At 65.0% G+C, this 18,427-nt stretch carries 17 protein-coding genes and 2 pseudogenes; 10 read left to right on the top strand and 9 right to left on the bottom strand.

What is annotated here, in order from left to right:
- The 4 genes and pseudogenes from ACFQ24_RS10160 to ACFQ24_RS10175 all read left to right on the top strand — a co-directional run.
- A pseudogene (locus ACFQ24_RS10160) lies at positions 1 to 108 on the top strand (IS5/IS1182 family transposase); the annotation flags it as partial.
- Positions 92 to 1,138: pseudogene (locus tag ACFQ24_RS10165) on the top strand (DUF3419 family protein); the annotation flags it as partial. The pseudogenes ACFQ24_RS10160 and ACFQ24_RS10165, both read left to right, overlap by 17 nt.
- Positions 1,135 to 1,815 carry a class I SAM-dependent methyltransferase gene (locus tag ACFQ24_RS10170; protein ID WP_380910896.1) on the top strand — a complete coding sequence of 227 codons (681 nt, stop codon included), beginning with the start codon at positions 1,135 to 1,137 and terminating at the stop codon, positions 1,813 to 1,815. The pseudogene ACFQ24_RS10165 and the gene ACFQ24_RS10170, both read left to right, overlap by 4 nt.
- A gap of 142 nt (positions 1,816 to 1,957) precedes the next feature.
- Entirely contained in the window at positions 1,958 to 2,857 is a 900-nt protein-coding gene (locus tag ACFQ24_RS10175) for a glucokinase (RefSeq protein WP_380911008.1), read from the top strand.
- Positions 2,858 to 2,867: 10 nt separating this feature from the next.
- On the opposite strand, the gene hemA is transcribed toward ACFQ24_RS10175, so the two are convergent.
- From hemA to ACFQ24_RS10190, 3 genes are all read right to left on the bottom strand, one after another.
- Positions 2,868 to 4,094, bottom strand: coding sequence for a 5-aminolevulinate synthase (hemA, locus tag ACFQ24_RS10180; protein WP_380910898.1), 1,227 nt, complete (start codon positions 4,092 to 4,094; stop codon positions 2,868 to 2,870).
- 189 nt (positions 4,095 to 4,283) lie between these two features.
- Positions 4,284 to 5,087, bottom strand: coding sequence for a glutamate racemase (gene murI / locus ACFQ24_RS10185; protein WP_380910900.1), 804 nt, complete (start codon positions 5,085 to 5,087; stop codon positions 4,284 to 4,286).
- A gap of 31 nt (positions 5,088 to 5,118) precedes the next feature.
- Positions 5,119 to 5,568 carry a hypothetical protein gene (locus ACFQ24_RS10190; protein ID WP_380910902.1) on the bottom strand — a complete coding sequence of 150 codons (450 nt, stop codon included), beginning with the start codon at positions 5,566 to 5,568 and terminating at the stop codon, positions 5,119 to 5,121.
- A gap of 189 nt (positions 5,569 to 5,757) precedes the next feature.
- Here ACFQ24_RS10190 and plsY point away from each other — a divergent pair, with 189 nt between their 5' ends.
- The 4 genes from plsY (at position 5,758) to topA (ending at position 10,714) form a co-directional block, all read left to right on the top strand.
- Positions 5,758 to 6,357 (top strand): glycerol-3-phosphate 1-O-acyltransferase PlsY, encoded by a 600-nt coding sequence (gene plsY / locus ACFQ24_RS10195; RefSeq protein WP_380910904.1) that lies wholly within the window; start codon positions 5,758 to 5,760, stop codon positions 6,355 to 6,357.
- Entirely contained in the window at positions 6,354 to 7,436 is a 1,083-nt protein-coding gene (dprA, locus tag ACFQ24_RS10200) for a DNA-processing protein DprA (RefSeq protein WP_380910906.1), read from the top strand. The genes plsY and dprA overlap by 4 nt, the downstream gene beginning before the upstream one ends.
- Positions 7,433 to 8,074, top strand: a complete 642-nt coding sequence (locus tag ACFQ24_RS10205; RefSeq protein WP_380910908.1) for a YoaK family protein — start codon at positions 7,433 to 7,435, stop codon at positions 8,072 to 8,074. The genes dprA and ACFQ24_RS10205 overlap by 4 nt, the downstream gene beginning before the upstream one ends.
- Before the next feature lie 72 nt (positions 8,075 to 8,146).
- The gene (gene topA, locus ACFQ24_RS10210) at positions 8,147 to 10,714 is read left to right on the top strand and encodes a type I DNA topoisomerase (protein ID WP_380910910.1); all 2,568 of its coding nucleotides are present in this window, start codon (positions 8,147 to 8,149) and stop codon (positions 10,712 to 10,714) included.
- Between the two features lie 92 nt (positions 10,715 to 10,806).
- Here topA and ACFQ24_RS10215 read toward each other — a convergent pair whose 3' ends face one another.
- The 4 genes from ACFQ24_RS10215 to lepB all read right to left on the bottom strand — a co-directional run bounded on the left by ACFQ24_RS10215 (position 10,807) and on the right by lepB (position 13,732).
- Positions 10,807 to 11,187, bottom strand: a complete 381-nt coding sequence (locus tag ACFQ24_RS10215) for a DUF1330 domain-containing protein (protein ID WP_380910912.1) — start codon at positions 11,185 to 11,187, stop codon at positions 10,807 to 10,809.
- Between the two features lie 85 nt (positions 11,188 to 11,272).
- The gene (era, locus tag ACFQ24_RS10220) at positions 11,273 to 12,181 is read right to left on the bottom strand and encodes a GTPase Era (RefSeq protein ID WP_380910914.1); all 909 of its coding nucleotides are present in this window, start codon (positions 12,179 to 12,181) and stop codon (positions 11,273 to 11,275) included.
- 46 nt (positions 12,182 to 12,227) lie between these two features.
- On the bottom strand, positions 12,228 to 12,899 hold the full coding sequence (gene rnc, locus ACFQ24_RS10225) for a ribonuclease III (protein ID WP_380911010.1): 672 nt from the start codon (positions 12,897 to 12,899) through the stop codon (positions 12,228 to 12,230).
- An 8-nt stretch (positions 12,900 to 12,907) separates the two neighbouring features.
- A complete protein-coding gene (gene lepB / locus ACFQ24_RS10230; RefSeq protein ID WP_380910916.1) occupies positions 12,908 to 13,732 on the bottom strand; it encodes a signal peptidase I in 825 nt (274 codons plus the stop codon).
- 180 nt (positions 13,733 to 13,912) lie between these two features.
- On the opposite strand from lepB, the gene pgi reads away from it, so the two are divergent.
- Together pgi and gor are read left to right on the top strand one after the other, a co-directional pair.
- A complete protein-coding gene (pgi, locus tag ACFQ24_RS10235) occupies positions 13,913 to 15,415 on the top strand; it encodes a glucose-6-phosphate isomerase (protein WP_380910918.1) in 1,503 nt (500 codons plus the stop codon).
- Between the two features lie 76 nt (positions 15,416 to 15,491).
- Complete coding sequence (gene gor / locus ACFQ24_RS10240; protein WP_380910920.1) at positions 15,492 to 16,838, top strand: glutathione-disulfide reductase; 1,347 nt, start codon at positions 15,492 to 15,494, stop codon at positions 16,836 to 16,838.
- A gap of 7 nt (positions 16,839 to 16,845) precedes the next feature.
- Here gor and ACFQ24_RS10245 read toward each other — a convergent pair whose 3' ends face one another.
- A complete protein-coding gene (locus ACFQ24_RS10245; RefSeq protein ID WP_380910922.1) occupies positions 16,846 to 17,556 on the bottom strand; it encodes a 2OG-Fe dioxygenase family protein in 711 nt (236 codons plus the stop codon).
- Positions 17,557 to 17,639: 83 nt separating this feature from the next.
- Positions 17,640 to 18,419: an SDR family NAD(P)-dependent oxidoreductase gene (locus tag ACFQ24_RS10250; RefSeq protein ID WP_380910924.1), complete on the bottom strand. Its 780-nt coding sequence runs from the start codon at positions 18,417 to 18,419 to the stop codon at positions 17,640 to 17,642.
- Between the last annotated feature and the right edge of the window lie 8 nt (positions 18,420 to 18,427).

Below are 18,427 nucleotides of genomic sequence, written 5' to 3' on the forward strand. Positions count from 1 at the left end.
TTCGGCCGCTTAAAGGACTGGCGCCGGGTCGCCACGCGCTACGATCGATGCCCCACTACGTTCTTCTCGGCCATCGCGCTCGCAGCCACCGTCATCTTCTGGCTGTGATCAACGAGTCCTGACCCTAACCGCCGATCCGGCGAGGATAACGGCGGTCGATCTCAACACCGCGCATATCGCGCTCAACCGATTGAAGCTGGCGGCAGCGCGAAACCTGCCCAACCATGCCAGCTTTCACCGCTTCTTCGCGCGCGCCGACGACCGGGCGAATATCGCGGCCTATCACGATATCGTCGCTCCCCATCTGGACGAAGCGACGCGCCGCTATTGGGAGGGGCGTGACCTTATCGGCCGACGCCGCATTGGCGGCTTCGCGCGGGGGATTTACAAACATGGCCTGCTGGGCCGCTTCATCGGTGCGGCGCACCTGCTGGCGCGCTTGCATGGGGTCGATCCGACCAGGATGCTGGATGCGAAGAACCGGGAGCAGCAGCGCGAAATCTTCGATCGCGAACTGGCGCCCATCTTCGACAAGGGCTTCGTACGCTGGCTGACGAACCAGCCGGCCTCGCTCTTCGGTCTCGGCATCCCGCCCGCACAGTTCGAGGCGCTGGCCGGCGACGCACGGATGGACAGCGTGCTCAAGGCGAGGCTGGAAAAGCTGGCCTGCGGCTTCGACCTCAAGGATAATTATTTCGCGGTGCAGGCGTTCGGCCGGGGCTATGCCGCCATGGACGGGCAGGGGGAGGGACCGTTGCCCCCCTATCTACAGGCAGCAAACCATGACGCGGTAAGGGACAGGGCGGAGCGCGTCGACGTTCGTCACATCAATTTCACGGACTTCCTCGCTGGCCAGCCGCCTGCATCCTGCGACCGCTACATCCTGCTAGACGCGCAGGACTGGATGGATGACAATCAGTTGAACGCCCTGTGGGCGCAAATCACGCGAACCGCCAGGCCCGAAGCGCGCGTGCTGTTCCGCACCGCCGGGGAGCCGAGCATTCTTCCGGGCCGGGTCTGCGATGCGGTACTGGCACGATGGAATTACCGGGCGGAGCAATCGCTGGATTACACCGCGCGCGACCGGTCCGCCATTTATGGCGGGGTCCACCTCTATGTCCTGAAGAACGCGGCATGAGCGACCATGGGCGGCTGATGGACGGCGTCTATCGCTACCAGCGGCATATCTATGACCTGACCCGCAAATATTATCTGCTTGGCCGCGACGGCATGATCAGCGGTCTCGCCCCGCCGCCTGGCGGGACCGTGCTGGAGATCGGATGTGGGACGGGACGAAACCTGATCGCGGCAGGAAAGGCGTGGCCCGAAGCGCACCTCCATGGCGTAGACATCAGCGAAGCGATGCTGAACACCGCCCGGACGTCCGTGACCAAGGCCGGCTTGTCAGATCGGGTGATCCTGGCAAAGGGCGACGCCTGCGCCTTCGATCCACAGTCGCTGTTCGGACGAACGCAGTTCGACCGCGTGTTCATCAGCTACGCCCTGTCGATGATACCGGGGTGGGAAGCGGCATTGGAGCAGGCCGCCCGCTGCGTCGCGCCCGGCGGACGGCTGGACATTGTCGATTTCGGTCAACAGGAAGGATGGCCGCGTCTCTGCAAAGCCATGTTGTTGACGTGGTTGGCCCGGTTCCATGTGTCGCCAAGGACGGGCATCGCGAGCGCAGTGGAAGCCGCGGCGCGCCATTATGGCGGACACGCCCTCAATCTGTCGCTGTATCGCGGCTACTGTTTCCGCGGGACGATCCTGGTGCCCAAAACGGCAAAAAACCGTGGAACGTTGGGCATTAGATAGACAATATATGGTCCAGCCCTGCTATTTCGACGACAATTAATGCAAGTCATTGTGTTGTGTTGTAATATCGCTACGCTCTTCTTGCTCGGCGGCAACGCCGATAACAGGGGAGGACGGCTGTGTGCAGCCAGCGATAAAGGCCGTGGGGCAAAGCAGTTCGGCGATTCTTGCGTGCGTCGGGTCCGAGGGTGTGGATTTCGCGCTGCCTTCCGCTGCGCCGGGTGAAGTCCATGGCTTGCAACATATCAACGCTAACGATTGTCCGACATTTACTGACGCATTGATGCGCTACGCGTCGCAGGCTCGGCTCAGCTTACGCGACACGAAGCTATTCATGTCCATCGCCGGGGCGGTGAATGGGACCACGGTTCGCACGACCAACGGCCGCTGGTTCATTTCCCTGTCCGGTCTATCCGCGGTGACGGGCGGGGAGCCGGTAATCCTCAACGATGTCGCCGCGACCGCATGGGCGACGGCTGACCGCCCCCGGGCCTTGCCCTTCGGCGGCCCGTCGGACCAGACGCGTTCGCATAAAGGCAGGCATGCCATTATTTCGGCCTGGCGCGGCGGGCTTGGTGCGGCCTGTGTCGACCGGCACGACGGCTTCCTCAAGATCGTCGAGAGCGAAGCCGGACATACACCGTTCGCCGTCCAGGACGAGGATGACTGGGCGATGGCCAAAGCCTGCATCGTCCGGCATGGAACGGCATCCTACGAACATATCCTGTTCGACCTGATGGACGGCCGGACACTGCACCGTCCCATCGCAGGGCATGAACTGGACGAGAAATTCGCGGTGCTGCTCGGCCGATACAGCGCTGAAGTGACGCTGACCTTCACGGCGTGGGATGGCATCTACCTGTGCGGATCGGTGTTCGACACGGTCGCCAAGCGAAGCCTGTCGGCCACCTTCCGCGCAGCGTTTGAGGGGAAGGGCAAGCTGCGGCAGTTGCTGCAACAAACGCCCAGCCAGCTTTTCCAGCTGCGCAACGGATCACTGAGCGGGCTGTCGATCCTCTACAGCCGAACGAGAACCGACTGAAGCGGCCCGGTCAGGCTGCCCGCCGCTCCATCAGTTCCAGGTCGAGCCGGTCCCAGATCTCCACCAGCGCGTTCACAAGGTCGCGCATCATCCGTTCGTCATGCGCCGGCCCTGGCGTGAAACGCAGCCGTTCCGTACCGCGCGGGACCGTGGGATAGTTGATAGGCTGCACATAGGCGCCATATTCGGCCAACAAGATGTCGCTGATCCGCTTTGCCTTCACCGGATCGCCGACCATCAACGGGACGATATGGGTGACGGAAGGCATGACCGGCAGCCCCGCCTCGGACATCAATCGCTTCAGCAGCGCGGCGGACGCCTGCTGCCCTTCGCGTTCCTCGCTCGATCCTTTCAGGTGTCGGACGCTCGCCAGCACGCCGGCGACCAGCACCGGCGACAAGGATGTGGTGAAGATGAAGCCGGGCGCGTAGCTGCGGATCACGTCGACGATCATCTGGTCTGCCGCAATATAGCCGCCCATCACGCCGAACGCCTTGCCCAGCGTCCCTTCGATGATGGTCAGCCGGTGGGCCACTTCGTCGCGTTCGGAAATGCCGCCGCCGCGAGCGCCATACATGCCCACGGCATGGACCTCGTCCAGATAGGTGAGCGCGTTGAATTCGTCCGCAAGATCGCAGATCGCGGCGATGGGGGCGACGTCCCCGTCCATCGAATAGACGCTTTCGAAGGCGATCAGCTTTGGCGCGTCGGGATCTTCGGCGGCGAGCATCTCGCGCAGATGATCGACGTCATTGTGGCGGAAGACGCGCTTCTCGCACCCTGAATTGCGGATGCCCGCGATCATCGATGCATGGTTCAGCTCGTCGGAAAAGATGATGCAGCCCGGGAGCAGCTTTGCCAGCGTGGACAGCGTCGCTTCGTTCGACACATAGCCGGAGGTGAAGAGCAGCGCCGCTTCCTTGCCGTGCAGGTCGGCGAGTTCCGCCTCCAGATCGACATGATAATGGGTATTGCCGCCAATGTTGCGGGTGCCGCCGGAACCGGCGCCGACATCGTGCAGCGCTTCCTCCATCGCGGCAACCACCTTGGGGTGCTGTCCCATGGCGAGATAGTCGTTGGAACACCAGACGGTAATGGGCTTGGGGCCGTTATGGCCATGAAAGCAGCGGGCGTTGGGAAAAGCGCCCTTGTTGCGCAGGATATCGATGAACACGCGGTAACGGCCTTCGCTGTGAAGCCGATCGATCGCCTGCGAAAAGATATGCTTATAGTTCACTACGACTGTCTTCCCGTTCCCGCGCGCCGGTTATGCGTGTCGCGCCATCCTCTGCCTCGACGTCGCATTTACCCGCGCAACCTGCGTATTGCCAGCGCTAAACGTTCGCAACTCTGGGTAGAAATGGCACTGACACTGATGGAAGGGCTTCGCCATTGGACAAATGGCCCATGGGTCATGGTGCTTCGATCAAAGGGCTTCGATGCGGTCCAGGCCATAACGGGCAAGCGCGGGACCGAGCGCCGACTGCCTTTCATCCAGCCGTGTGAACACCGCCGTCCCACGGCCGGCAACCGGCGGCCATGGCTGGCCCTGCGTCAGATATAGGATGCGCCGGGCGATGCCGTCGCCCCCATGCACGAAGGTCACGGGATGGGGCGCGGCGGCCGCCAGTTCGGCCTCCACCAGCGGAAAGTGGGTGCAGGCAAGAACCACGACATCCATGACATCGCCGCCGGGTTGATCGATCAGCCCGGCAAGCGCACCCCGAGCGACCGCCGGGTCGAGCGACTCTCCGCGCAGCTTGGCTTCGGCGAGTTGCACGAGAGCGGCCGATCCGTGGCGCAGGACGGTACAGTCGGCACCATGTTCCGCCGCCAGCCGGTCGACATAGGGCTGACGCACCGTGGCGTCGGTGCCTAGCACGCCGAACACCCTGCTTTTCGACAGGAGCGCCGCGGGCTTGATCGCCGGCACCGTGCCGACCACGGGAATGTCGAGCGCCGCGCGCACATGCTGGAGGGCGATGGTGGACGCGGTGTTGCAGGCGATGACGGCGAGCCGGGGGCGATAGCGTTCGACCAGCCGCCCCAGCAGCGCGGGAACGCGGGCCGCGACTTCCGCTTCGCTCTTCGTGCCATAGGGGAAACCGGCGCTGTCCGCCGCATAGACGATCGGCGCGGTGGGCAAGGCGGCGCGCGCCGGAGCGAGTATGGAGAGGCCGCCGACGCCGGAATCGAAGAAGAGAATGGGAGCATTGGGCGCAACCGTCATCGGCGCTGTGTCGTCACCTCAGGCGTCGCTGTCAACCAGGCTGGTTCGGGGCGGTATCGTCCAGCAGGCGGCGAAGAGCATCGAGACAAGCGTCGTAGCGCGCCTTGTCCGCCGCGTCATCTGACGCGCGCAGCGTCGCGAGATCACCGCGTAGCTGGTCGATGCGGCGAACAGCCATGTCGTGCTTCACGGCCTCGATCCGGGTCTTGAGCTTGTCCACTTCGGCAAAGGCTTCGGTTTCCTTCCAGTCGGGCTGCAGCTTCACCAGCACATCGACCGCATCCATCAGCTTGCCGATCTGGCGGCCATAGCTTTCGACCGCGACGATCGCCTGCTCGGTTTCAGGCGCGCTGCTGTTCTGACCGTTGATCGTCACATTGCCGAACGACCAGCCGTTGTTGAAGGATTGCCAGAGCTTCTGCGGGGCCAGTGCCATGCTGGTCCAGCCGTTGAGAAGCGTGTCCAATGGTGTGTCGGTCATCGCGGGCTCCAGGTCGGCCACAGGGTAGGCGCAGGGCGATGGAATGCAAGTGCGGTGAATAAGGCGGTACGCGACAGGGCCGCTACGGGCTTTCAGATGCGGGCCGCGTTGAATAAGATAATTGGCGTCCACCATTGCTCCGGGGCGCTGTCACGCTATGGTCGCGGGCATATTTTACCGGCGGATTTCATGACACCTCCCTGGATTCTTCCTGCTTTCGTGCTGCTGCTGGGCTATCTGCTCGGCTCTATTCCCTTCGGCATCATCCTGACCCGGATAGCGGGCGCGGGCGACCTGCGGCAGATCGGTTCCGGCAACATCGGCGCGACCAATGTGCTGCGCACCGGGCGCAAGGGGCTGGCGGCCGCGACTTTGCTTCTCGACCTGTTGAAGGGCGTGGCGGCCGTATTCACCGGCGCGGCACTGCTGGACGGCGGCGGGCCGATGGCGGGCGCGATGGCCTTCATCGGCCATTGCTACCCCATTTGGCTGCGCTTTGCCGGGGGCAAGGGCGTGGCGACGATGATGGGCGTCGTGACGGCACTGTACTGGCCGGCGGGGATCGTGTTTGCGGTCGTGTGGTTGGGGATGCTGTTCGGGACGCGCTGGTCCTCGGTCGGCGGCATGTCGGCAGGCGTCAGCGCGCCGATCGCCATGGGAGCGTTCGGACGGATCGACCTGGTGCCCGTCAGCCTCGCCATGGCGCTGATCCTGCTGTGGCGGCACCGCGAGAATATCGGGCGGCTGATGAAAGGTGCGGAGCCCAAGATCGGGTCGAAAAAGGAGTGAGCGAGGCCGAGCGGTTCGACCGCCTCCGCCTCATCCGATCGCCGCGCATCGGCCCGGTCAGCTATCGGCAACTGCTGGCCCGGTTCGGCTCTGCGGGCGAGGCCTTGCGCGCGATTCCGATGCTGGCCGAGCGCGGCGGTGGTCGCGCCGGCGTAGCGGACGCAGGGGCGGTGGAGCGGGAGATCGCGACCTCCCGCGCTCTGGGCGCACGCTACCTGCTGATGGGGGACGCCGACTATCCCATGCTGCTCGACCAGATGGAGGGCGCGCCGCCTGCGCTGATCATAAAGGGCGACGCGACCCTCGCCGGGCGGCCTTGCGTCGCAATGGTCGGCGCGCGCAATGCCTCGGCGGCGGCATGTCGCTTCGCGCGGACGCTGGCACAGGATATCGCCCAACGCGACGCGGTGGTCGTGTCGGGCCTGGCGCGCGGCATCGATACGGAGGCGCATCGCGGATCGATAGACGGGGGGACGATCGGCGTCATCGCCTGTGGCATCGATATCGTGTTTCCCCCGGAAAATGCCGCCTTGCAGGAACAGGTGGCGGAGCGGGGCCTGCTGGTGACCGAACATCCGCCGGGCACGCAGCCGCTGGCGCGGCATTTTCCCGCGCGCAACCGGATCATTGCCGGACTGGCGCTTGGCACGGTGGTGGTGGAGGCAGCACCTAAATCGGGATCGCTCATCACCGCGCGGCTCGCGGGGGACGCGGGACGCGAGGTGATGGCGGTGCCGGGATCGCCGCTCGATCCGCGCGCACAGGGATGCAACGAACTGATCCGGCAGGGCGCGACTTTGGTGCAGAACGCGGCGGACGTGATGGAGGCGATCGGCGGCTTCGACCCGCGCATGGTGCGGCAAGGCAGCTTCGACTTCGTGGGGGAGCCGGTGTCGAGCGACGTGGCGGAGGCGGAGCGCGTGGCGGTGATCGCGTTGTTGGGCCATGCGGCTGTGCCCGTGGATGAGGTGATCCGCCTGTCTGGCCTGTCCCCGGCCGTGGTGCAGACGGTGCTGCTGGAGCTTGAGCTGGGCGGGCGGCTGGAGCGCCATGCTGGCGGGCGGGTGAGCCTCGCATGATCCGTTTTGCGCCATCCATGCGGGCGCTGGCTGTCTGCCTCGCCTTTCTGGCGGGCTATGTCGACGCGCTGGGCTTTCTGGCGACGTCGGGCTTTTTCGTGTCGTTCATGAGCGGCAATTCGACGCGGCTGGCGGTAGGCCTTGCAGGTGCGCGGGCAGAGGCGGTGGCGGCGGGGACGCTGATCCTTTGTTTCGTTTCGGGGGTCATTCTTGGTGCGGTAACGGGGGCCAAGGCGGGGCCGCGGCAGAGCGCGGCGGTGCTGCTGCTCGTCGCGCTGTTGCTGGGCGGCGCGGCGGCTGTGAGTAGATGGAGCGGGCTGTGGACGCCGGGGCTGCTGGCGATCGCCATGGGCGCGGAGAATGCCGTGGTCGAGAGGGAGGGAGAGGCCCCGCTGGGCGTCACCTATATGACGGGGAGCCTGGTTCGGGTGGGCTTCGGCCTGTCGGGCCTCATCACCGGGCGGAGGCACGCTGGCTGGACCGGCTATGCGCTGCTATGGGCCGGACTGGTAGGCGGGGCCTTGGCGGGGGCGTCGCTGTTTCCCATGTTGCGGCAGGACGCGATGCTGCTGGCGAGCAGCGCTGCGGGCGCTCTGGCGATATGGGCCTGGATTGCGGGGACGCGCATCGAAGCCTAGACGCTTGACGCGCGCCGTCCTTTCTTTCCACCCTCGCGCGTATACGTGAGAGACTTTCAAACCGGGGCATAAATGCAGCTTGTCATCGTCGAATCGCCGGCCAAGGCGAAGACCATTGAAAAATATCTGGGCGGCGATTTTCACGTCCTTGCGAGCTACGGCCATATTCGCGACCTGCCGGCCAAGGATGGGTCGGTGGACCCGGACAATGGCTTTGCCATGTCGTGGGAAAATTACGGCGACAAGGGCAAGCAGCTCAAAGCCATCGCGGACGAGGCGAAGAAGGCGGACCGCCTGATCCTGGCGACCGACCCTGATCGCGAAGGTGAGGCGATCAGCTGGCATGTGCAGGAAGTGCTGCGCGCCAAGAAGGCGTTGCCGCAGAAGGTGGACCGCGTCACCTTCAACGCCATCACCAAGCAGGCGGTGACGGAGGCGATGGCTCAGCCGCGCGCGCTGGACGAGGATCTGATCGACGCATACCGCGCACGGCGGGCGCTGGACTATCTCGTGGGCTTTACGCTCTCGCCGGTGCTGTGGCGCAAACTGCCGGGCGCGAAGTCCGCGGGGCGGGTGCAGTCGGTCGCGCTGCGGCTGGTGGTGGAGCGCGAGCGCGAGATCGAGAGCTTCGTGCCGCAGGAATATTGGTCGGTCGCCGCCGAGATGGAGCAGGGGGGGCAGGCCTTCACCGCGCGCCTCGTCCGCTGGAAGGGCGAGAAGATCGAACGGCTGACCATCGGCCGCGAGGGTGACGCCATGGCGGCGAAGGCCGATGTGGAAGCGGGGCGCTTCACGGTCGACAAGGTCGAGACCAAGCCGCTCACCCGCAACCCGCCTGCGCCGTTCACCACATCGACGCTGCAACAGGAAGCGGCGCGCAAGTTGGGCTTTTCCGCCAGCCACACGATGCGGATCGCGCAGCAGCTCTATGAGGACGGCGCGATCACCTATATGCGGACCGACGGCGTGCAGATGGACGGCAGCGCCATCTCGACCGCCCGCAAGGCCATCGCCGAGCGTTATGACGGCGGCTACCTGCCGGAGAAACCGCGCCAATATCAGACCAAGGCCAAGAATGCGCAGGAAGCGCACGAAGCCATCCGGCCGACCGAGTTCGGCCGCGACAAGGTGGGTTCGGGCGATCATGCACGGCTCTACGACCTGATCTTCAAGCGGGCGCTGGCGAGCCAGATGGCGAGCGCGCGGCTGGAGCGCACGACCGTCGATCTGGTGGACGGCACCGGTAGCCACGCGTTGCGCGCGACGGGGCAGGTGGTGATCTTCCCCGGCTTCCTGGCGCTCTATGAGGAGGGCCGGGACGACAGCGAGGACGACGATAGCAAGCTGCTCCCTCGCATGGCCGTGGGCGACGCCCCTGCGAAAAAGAAGGTGACGGCCGAGCAGCATTTCACCCAGCCGCCGCCACGCTATTCCGAAGCGAGCCTCGTCAAGAAGCTGGAGGAATTGGGGATCGGGCGGCCGTCCACCTATGCGTCCACGCTTCAGGTGCTGAAGGATCGCGACTATGTGCGGATCGAGAAGAACCGCTTTTTCGCCGAGGAGAGCGGGCGGCTGGTGACGGCGTTCCTGGAGCGCTTCTTCGAACGCTACGTGTCCTACGATTTCACGGCCGGCCTCGAAGACGAGCTGGACGAGATCAGTGGCGGGCGGGCGCAGTGGCAGGCGGTGCTGGAAGCCTTCTGGCGTGACTTCAAGCCCAAGACCGCCGAGGTGATGGAGCAGAAGCCGTCCGACATCACGGCCGAGCTGGACAAGTTCCTGGAGCCGATGCTCTTTCCGCCCAAGGCGGATGGCAGCAACCCACGCGCCTGCCCATTATGTGGTGACGGACAGCTTTCGCTGCGCGGCGGGCGGTTCGGCGCGTTCATCGCCTGCTCCAACTATCCGGAGTGCAAATATACGCGCAAGTTCGGCCAGCCCGGTGGTAGCGAGGGCGGTGCCGATACCGGGCCAGAGGTGTTGGGGCAGCATCCCGAGACCGGGCAGGACATCGTCAAGAAGTCGGGCCGCTTCGGACCCTATATCGAGATGGGCGAGGGCAAGGAGGCCAAGCGCGGGTCGATCCCCAAGGATCTGCCCGATGGGGAGCTAACGCTGGACTGGGCGGTGAAGCTGCTCAGCCTGCCGCGCGAGGTGGGGCTGCATCCGGAAACGGGCAAGCCCATCGTGGCGAATATCGGTCGGTTTGGGCCGTATCTGCTGCATGACGGCAAATATGGGCGGCTCGCCAATACGGCCGAGATTTTCGAGGTCGGCATGAACAGCGCGGTCGCCAAGCTCGCCGACGCGGCAAACAAAGGCGGGCGCGGCGCGTCCTCGCGCGAGCCTTTGAAGGTGCTGGGCAAGCATCCGCGCACGGAGGCGGAGATCAAGCTGATGGCGGGGCGCTATGGCCCTTATGTCACCGACGGCACGACCAATGCGACTTTGCCCAAGACCATCGAGCAGGATGCGCTGACGCTGGAGGAAGCGGCCCAGTTGATCGACGCGCGCGCGGCGGCGGCCCCTGCGAAGAAGGGGAAGAAGGCACCGGCCAAGAAGGCTGCGGCGAAGAAGAGCGGCGATAAGAAACCGGCCGCCAAGAAGGCGCCTGCGAAGAAAAAGGTGGCGGCCGAATAGCCCTCGGCCGTTCACTTCCAGCTTAACGAGAAGCAGATAGCGCAGCGCTTCCTGGTTCTCGACAGGCTCGAACCGAACGGAGATTGAGAGCGTCAAGGCGCGGGCGGCGCGACGCCTTCGACGATGAACTGGCGGCCGGTGGCGGCGCGGCGACGGAGGGCCAAGGCCTCTTGTTCCTCGGGCGAGAATTGGAAGGTGCGGGCGGCCGCCAGGCTGGGAAATTCCATGATGACGACGCGGGCTGCGGGCGGCGCACCCTCAGCCGGCACCGTCTGCCCGCCCCGCGCCAGATAGGTGCCGCCATATTTGGCCGCCGCGATGCTCGCCTTGGCGACATAGGTCTTATAGGCTTCCGGGTCGGTCACGGTGATTTCCGCGACCACATAGGCCTTTGGCGAAGGCGGCGGGGTTTGGGAGTGGGCAGTAGCGGCGGCCAGGGCCAGGCCGAAACAGAGCGGCGTCAACAGTCGCATATCCCAACTCTCCCTTTACAGCCCTCATCTACCGAAGGCTTCGTGTTCCTGCGTTCGCAGAAGCACTATATGTAACGGCCTCGGTTTACTCCACCCAATCCAGCCCTATGTCGCGGTAGATGAAGCGGTCGTCCTCCCAATCCTCCTTCACCTTGACGTGGAGGTAGAGGTGGACCTTGACGCCGAGCAGCGCCGCCAGTTCGGCGCGCGCCTTGGACCCGATTTCCTTCAGGCGCTGGCCGCCCTTGCCCAGCACGATAGCGCGCTGCGTGGGGCGGGCGACGAGGATCTGCTGGTGGATTTCGACCGATCCGTCCTCGCGCTCCTTATATTGTTCGGTGTCCACAGCGGCAGCGTATGGCAATTCCGCATGAAGCTGGTGATAGAGCTGCTCGCGCGTGATTTCCGCCGCCAGCATCCGGTCGGTCGCGTCGGAGACCTGATCCTCGGGAAAATGCCACGGCCCCGCCGGCATGGCGTTGGCGAAGGCGGTTTTCAGTTCGGCAAGTCCGTCGCCGGTCTGTGCTGAGATGAAGAAAGTCTCCTCGAACCCGACCCGCTCGTAGAGCTTCTGGGTGTGGACCAGCAGCTTTTCCTTGATGGCGATGTCGACCTTGTTGAGGACCAGCCATTTGCGTTCGGGGCGATGGGTCAGCGCCTCTATGATCGGCTCCATCTTGGGGCCCAGACCCGCCTTGCCGTCGACGATAAGCGCGATGAGGTCCGCGCCCTGCGCGCCGCCCCAGGCGGCCTGCACCATTGCGCGGTCAAGGCGGCGTTTTGGCGCGAAGATCCCGGGCGTGTCGACCAGCACGATCTGCGCTTCGCCTTCGATCGCGACGCCCATCACGCGGGTGCGCGTGGTCTGCGCCTTGGGGCTGGTGATCGCCACCTTCTGCCCCACCAGCGCATTGACCAGCGTGGACTTGCCCGCATTGGGCGCGCCGACGATGGCGACGACGCCGCAGCGCTGGGATTCGATTTCGGCCGTCAAATTCGTTCCATTCGTTAGATAGCATGCAGTGTAGCATGATGCGAGGTCAGCCCGCCAATTTATCCAGCAGGGCTTTTGCCGCCGCCGTCTCCGCCTCCTGCTTCGATCCGCCGGTGGCACTTGCCTCGCCTGCCCCCTTGATCGAGACGGCCACCGTGAAGCGCAGCGCATGTTGCGGGCCGGAGCGGTCGACCAGCGCATATTCCGGGGGCTTGCGCTTGTTGGCGGCGGCCCATTCCTGCAATGCGGACTTGGGATGGCGCGGGGCGCTGGTCTGGGTGTCGACACGGTCCCCCCAAAGGCGGCGGACGAGCGTGCGGGCTTCGTCCAGTCCGCCTTCCAGATAGAGCGCGCCGATCAGTGCCTCCATTACGTCGCCCAGCACATTGTCGCTGTCCGCCGCGCCATCGTCCCGCGCTTGCTTGCCCAGGACCATATGTGTCGGCACTCCGGCGGCGCGGGCAATCTCCGCGCAGGTTTCGCCGGAAACCAGCGCATTGTAGCGGCGGGACAGCTTGCCTTCCGGTTCGTCGGTGAAACGTTCATAGACCCATTCGCCCACCAGCAGGCCGAGCACCCGGTCACCGAGAAACTCGACCCGCTCATAATTGACCGCGCTGGCGCTGCCATGGGTCAACGCCTGGTCGAAGGCGGCGCGGTTCTTCGGCGCGCGGCCGATCAGGTCTTTCAGCCAGGCGTCGGTGTCCGGCCGAGGAATGCTCACATTCAAAAACCTTCCCCGATGCGGCTCCAGCGTGCAGCCGAAACCCAAGTCCAGGGCAGCAGCCAGTTCGCGCTGCCGTCAGTCGAGAAGACGGAAATCAGCGCCTTGCCCACCAGATTCTTCTCGGGGACGAGGCCGATGCCGCCGCCTTCGACCGCAGGGAAGCGGCTGTCCGCACTGCGGTCGCGATTGTCGCCCATCATGAAGAGATGGCCTTCGGGCACCAGCACCGTGTCGCGGTCGTCCGCCGCGCCATCGGGAACCAGGTCGAGGACGTTATAGCTTTTCCCGCCGGGCAGCGTCTCGCGATATTGGGGATAGCGGCACTGGCGGCCGCCGCCCGGCGCGGCTTCCTCGAAACTGGGGCGATAGCAGGGGGAGGGCGCGCCTTCCTTGTCTGCGGCGTTGATCATGTTGGGCGTCACGGGAATGACGAAGTCGGCGACCTTCTGCTTGGGGATCGCCTGGCCGTTCAGATACACGGTGCCGCCGCGCACCGCGATCATGTCGCCGGGGAGGCCGATCACGCGCTTGATATAGTCGTTCTTCTGGTTCGGCGGTGCCTTGAACACGACGACGTCGCCGCGCTGGGGCGTGGAAGCAAGGATGCGGCCGGGGATCAGCGGCACGCTGAACGGCAGGGAATAACGCGAATAGCCATAGGGCCATTTCGCGACCAGCAGATAGTCGCCGATCAGCAGTCGCGGCTGCATCGATTCCGACGGGATGTTGAAGGGCGAGACGATGAAGCTGCGCAGGATGAAGACGAACAGCCCCAGCTTGACGAGAAACCAGAGGAAGTCCCGCGTTTCGGATTTGGCGGTCATGGAGGGTGCTTTTCGTCCTTCTTTCGGCCCGGAAAAGGCTCGTTGCGGCTTTTGCGGCGTCCTTCCGGTCGCGTCAAGCATGGCGGATGGTGCATTGCACGATCAACCCGTCTAGGAAGAGACAGAATCGACCGGTGCAGCGTCGATCTCGACCAACGTCACAAAAGGATCATTCCACGCATGACCAGCCCTGCACTGGCGGCCATTGCCGCGCTTCCGCAAGCCGACCTGAAGTCCGTCTTCGATACCGATCCCGACCGGCTGGAAAAGCTGGTGCTGCGGCAGGGGCCGATCCGCTTCGACTGGTCGAAGACGCACCTGACCGACGATGTGATGGCCGGATTCCTGAAGCTGGCCGAGGAGCAGGGTTTTGCCGCGCAGCGCGATGCGCTGTTTTCCGGGTTTGCGGTCAACAACACCGAAGGCCGGGCGGCGGAACATCCCGCCGAGCGAGGGGAGGGTAATGCCGACAGCGTGGCGCGGGCCAAAGTGCTGCATGGGCGGATGCGCGCACTGATCGACGCGATAGAGGCGGGCGCTCTGGGTGACGTGCGCCATATCCTGCACATCGGCATCGGGGGATCGGCGCTCGGCCCCAAGCTGATCGTCGATGCGCTGGACGGCGACGGCGTCCGCTATGACGTGGCGATCGTGTCCAATGTGGACGGCACCGCGCTGGAGCGGGCGATCGAGGGGTTCGACCCTCATGCCACGCTGATCGCGGTCGCATCGAAGACGTTCACGACGACCGAGACGATGCTGAACGCCGCCAGCGCGATCAACTGGCTGGTCGAGGCGGGCGTGGAAGACCCCTATGGCAGGGTGATCGCGCTGACCGCCGCGCCGGACAAGGCGATCGAATGGGGGGTGGACGAAACCCGCATCCTGCCGTTCGCGGAATCGGTGGGGGGCCGCTATTCGCTCTGGTCGTCGATCGGCTTTCCGGCCGCGCTGGCGCTGGGATGGGACGCGTTCGAAAGCCTGCTGGAGGGCGCGGCGGCGATGGACCGGCATTTTCGCCTGTCCCCGCCAGCGGAGAACGCGCCGCTGATCGCCGCCTTCGTGGACCAATATTATACCGGCGTCCTGGGTTGCCAGACGCGCGCGCTGTTCGCCTATGACGAGCGGCTGGCGCTGCTGCCCTCCTACCTCCAGCAGCTGGAGATGGAGAGCAACGGCAAGAGCGTGAAGCGCGACGGCACGCCGGTCGATGGCCCGACGGCGCCGATCACCTGGGGTGGAGTGGGCACCGACGCGCAGCATGCGGTGTTCCAGTTGCTGCATCAGGGGACGATCCTGACGCCGGTCGAGTTCATCGCCTCGATCGAGCCGGGCAACACGCTCGATCCCGCGCATCACCGGGCGTTGCTGGTCAACTGCTTCGCGCAGGGGGCGGCGCTGATGCGCGGCAAGGAGAATGCGGACGATCCCGCGCGCGCCTATCCGGGCAACCGGCCGTCCACGACCATCCTGCTGGACGATGTGACGCCAGAGGCGCTGGGTGCGCTGATCGCCTTCTATGAGCATCGCACTTTCGCGAACGCCGTGTTGATGGGGATCAACCCCTTCGACCAGTTCGGCGTGGAGCTGGGCAAGGAGATCGCCAAGTCGATCGAGGCGAACGGCCCCACCGGCTTCGATCCGTCGACCATGGCGCTCATTGGGCTGGCGCTGGGGGAATAAGCAACGGGATCGACATTCCCATTTGTAACTCGCCCCCGCACCCGCCATATCCGCCGCACACAAGCGGAGTGGCTTCATGAGCGAGTTTGACTACGACCTTTTCGTCATTGGCGCGGGATCTGGCGGGGTGCGCGCGTCGCGCGTATCGGCCGCGCATGGCGCGAAGGTCGCGGTGGCGGAGGAATATCGGGTCGGGGGCACCTGCGTCATCCGCGGGTGCGTGCCCAAGAAGCTGCTGATCTACGGCGCGCATTTTGCCGAGGATTTGAAGGATGCCCGCCGTTTCGGCTGGAACGTGCCCGATTGCGGCTTTGAATGGACGACGCTGCGGGACAATGTGCTGGCCGATGTCGACCGGCTGGAGGGGCTGTACCGCAACACGCTCAACAATCATCAGGTGGAGGTCATCCCCGAACGGGCGACCGTCACTGGCCCCCACACGGTGCGGCTGGCGAGCGGGCGGGAGATCAGCGCCAAGGTCATCCTGATCGCGACGGGCGCCTGGCCGATCATCCCCGAAATCGAGGGGGCGGAGCATGGCATCACCTCCAACGAGGTGTTCCATCTGGAAGAATGCCCCCGCCGCATCGTTATCGTCGGCGGCGGCTATATCGCCAATGAATTTGCCGGCATCTTCCACCAGTTCGGCGCACATGTGACGATGGTCAATCGAGGCAGCGACCTGCTGCGCGGCTATGATGCGCAGATTCGCGACCGGCTGCTCCAGATTTCCATGACCAAGGGGATCAATTTCCGTTTCAACGCGAAGATGCAGCGGATCGAGAAGAATGAGGACGGCACCTTGTGCGTGCGGTTCGAGAGCGGCGATCCGGTCGCCGCCGACCTGGTGCTGTTCGCCACCGGCCGCCGTCCCCATACGGAAGGGCTGGGCCTAGAAAATGCTGGAGTCGAACTCAATGAAAAGGGCGCGATCAAGGTCGATGAGTATAGCCGCACCAGTTGCGAGAGCATCTATGCTGTGGGCGACGTTACGGACCGCCTGCAGCTGACCCCGGTCGCCATCCGGGAGGGCCATGCCTTCGCCGACAGCGTGTTCGGCGGGAACAAGCGCAAGGTCGACTATAGCTGCGTGCCGTCCGCCGTGTTCAGCCATCCGCCGCTTGCGGGCGTTGGCATGACCGAGGCTGAGGCGCGCAACAAGCTAGGCACGGTGAAGATATTCACGTCCGACTTTCGCCCGATGAAGAATGTGCTGGCGAACCGGGACGAGCGCGCGCTCTACAAGATGGTGGTGGACGCGACCACCAATCGCGTCGTGGGGCTGCACATGATCGGGCCGGACGCGCCGGAAATCCTGCAGGCGGCCGCTGTCGCGGTGAAGGCGGGGCTGACCAAGCAGGATTTCGACGACACAGTCGCGCTGCACCCCAGCATGGCTGAGGAGTTGGTTCTGCTGAAATAGCGGCGGTTCAGGTCCGCGCGAACGTGACCACCAGCGCGTCGCGCCAGGCGGGCAGCGCTGGATTGAGAGGATGGATCTCCGTGACGCCGTGCAGGATGCGATGGTCGTCGATCAGCATCGTGTCCGCCGGGTCGGTCAGGGTGAATTCCCCGAGCGGGCGACCATCGGGCGCGCCGATGCGGGTCACGCCCTCCCGCACGTTGCGGCGCTCGACCAGCATCACCAGAACGCGGTCGACCCCGTCGCGATGCATCCCCTCGGGCGTGGGCCGGCCTTCTTCGCCCGCCTTCGCCTCGATGCGGAACTGGTGCAGTTCGACATGCCAGGTGCCAGTCGAGGGCGGATCGAAACTGCGGGCGCAGAAGGCAAGGATCGCCTGCATGGTGGTCGAGGCGGCGGTCGCATCCTCGACCGGATCGAACCAGCGCTGCACGTCGCCGTTCAGCGGATTATAGTCGCGGCTTTGATAATGGGGCTGGTGCGGCTTGCGCAGGTAAAGACCGCGATTCAGCGCGAAGGCGGCGTGGCGGCGGCGGCGGTAGCGCCCGCCATCGGCCATGTAGAGGTCCGGGCCGAGATGGTTCCAGCTTTGGGCGAACGCCACCCAGTCGGCGCCGCCGATGCCCAGGGTATCGAGCATCTGCGCGCCCGGTATGCGCGCATAGCCCTGGCGGTCCAGCGCGTCTTCCGATTTCGTCAGGCAGTCCGTGTCGCTCATATCATCATCCTTAAGCGGATGAAGAGACGAGCGACAGGGCCGCTTTCCCCAATGTGGCTCAGGCGCGTCGACCAGGACGGATGTCAGGCGATCGTCGGGACGATGCCGCCTTCCACCCGAAGGGCCGCGCCGTTGGTAGCGGCGGCAAGCGGGCTGGCGAGATAGGCCACCATCGCGCCGACTTCATCCGCTTCGATGAGGCGCTTGATGAGCGAGAGCGGGCGCAGCCTGGTGAAGAACTCCGCTTCGCGCTCGACTTCGGGCGCATCCTTGTTCTCGACCACCGATCGGATGAACTCCACGATCCCCTCGGACCGGGTCGGGCCGGGAAGGACGCTGTTCACCGTGACGCCGGTGCCCCGCGTCCCTTCGGCAAGGCCGCGCGAGATCGACAGCTGCGCCGACTTGGTCATGCCGTAATGGATCATCTCGGCGGGGGGCAGCAGGCCGCTTTCGCTGGCGATGAAGATGATACGGCCCCAATCGGCCTTCAGCATCTGCGGGAAATAGTGGCGGGACAGCCGAGCGCCGCTGACCACGTTCACCTCGAACAGATGGTGCCAGTCGGCGTCGCTGATCTGAGTGAAGTCCTTCGCTTCGTAGATGCCGAGATTGTTGACCAGGATGTCAGTCGCCGGGACGGCGGCGATGAGCGTAGCGGCCCCTTCTGCCGTAGCGGGATCGGCCAGCACCGGGTTCACCGCGCCGCCGATTTCCGCAGCGGCGGCATCCAGCTTGGCCTGGTTGCGGCCGGTGATGGTGACGGCGACGCCTTCCTGCGAAAGGCGCTTGGCGATGGCAAGGCCGATGCCTGCGGTCGATCCGGTGACGATGGCGGTCTTGCCGTCGAGCTTGAGGTCCATGACTGTGC

Origin of the sequence: Sphingobium olei, assembly GCF_042678845.1 — a bacterium.
Taxonomy (GTDB): Bacteria; Pseudomonadota; Alphaproteobacteria; order Sphingomonadales; family Sphingomonadaceae; genus Sphingobium; species Sphingobium olei.

What these genes read in the sequence shown, in the direction of transcription:
- ACFQ24_RS10170 (WP_380910896.1), top strand. Translation starts at nt 1,135, where the DNA reads ATGAGCGACCATGGGCGGCTGATGGACGGCGTCTATCGCTACCAGCGG.
- murI (WP_380910900.1), bottom strand. Translation starts at nt 5,087, where the DNA reads ATGACGGTTGCGCCCAATGCTCCCATTCTCTTCTTCGATTCCGGCGTC.
- ACFQ24_RS10190 (WP_380910902.1), bottom strand. Translation starts at nt 5,568, where the DNA reads ATGACCGACACACCATTGGACACGCTTCTCAACGGCTGGACCAGCATG.
- plsY (WP_380910904.1), top strand. Translation starts at nt 5,758, where the DNA reads ATGACACCTCCCTGGATTCTTCCTGCTTTCGTGCTGCTGCTGGGCTAT.
- ACFQ24_RS10205 (WP_380910908.1), top strand. Translation starts at nt 7,433, where the DNA reads ATGATCCGTTTTGCGCCATCCATGCGGGCGCTGGCTGTCTGCCTCGCC.
- topA (WP_380910910.1), top strand. Translation starts at nt 8,147, where the DNA reads ATGCAGCTTGTCATCGTCGAATCGCCGGCCAAGGCGAAGACCATTGAA.
- ACFQ24_RS10215 (WP_380910912.1), bottom strand. Translation starts at nt 11,187, where the DNA reads ATGCGACTGTTGACGCCGCTCTGTTTCGGCCTGGCCCTGGCCGCCGCT.
- lepB (WP_380910916.1), bottom strand. Translation starts at nt 13,732, where the DNA reads ATGACCGCCAAATCCGAAACGCGGGACTTCCTCTGGTTTCTCGTCAAG.
- pgi (WP_380910918.1), top strand. Translation starts at nt 13,913, where the DNA reads ATGACCAGCCCTGCACTGGCGGCCATTGCCGCGCTTCCGCAAGCCGAC.
- gor (WP_380910920.1), top strand. Translation starts at nt 15,492, where the DNA reads ATGAGCGAGTTTGACTACGACCTTTTCGTCATTGGCGCGGGATCTGGC.
- ACFQ24_RS10245 (WP_380910922.1), bottom strand. Translation starts at nt 17,556, where the DNA reads ATGAGCGACACGGACTGCCTGACGAAATCGGAAGACGCGCTGGACCGC.
- ACFQ24_RS10250 (WP_380910924.1), bottom strand. Translation starts at nt 18,419, where the DNA reads ATGGACCTCAAGCTCGACGGCAAGACCGCCATCGTCACCGGATCGACC.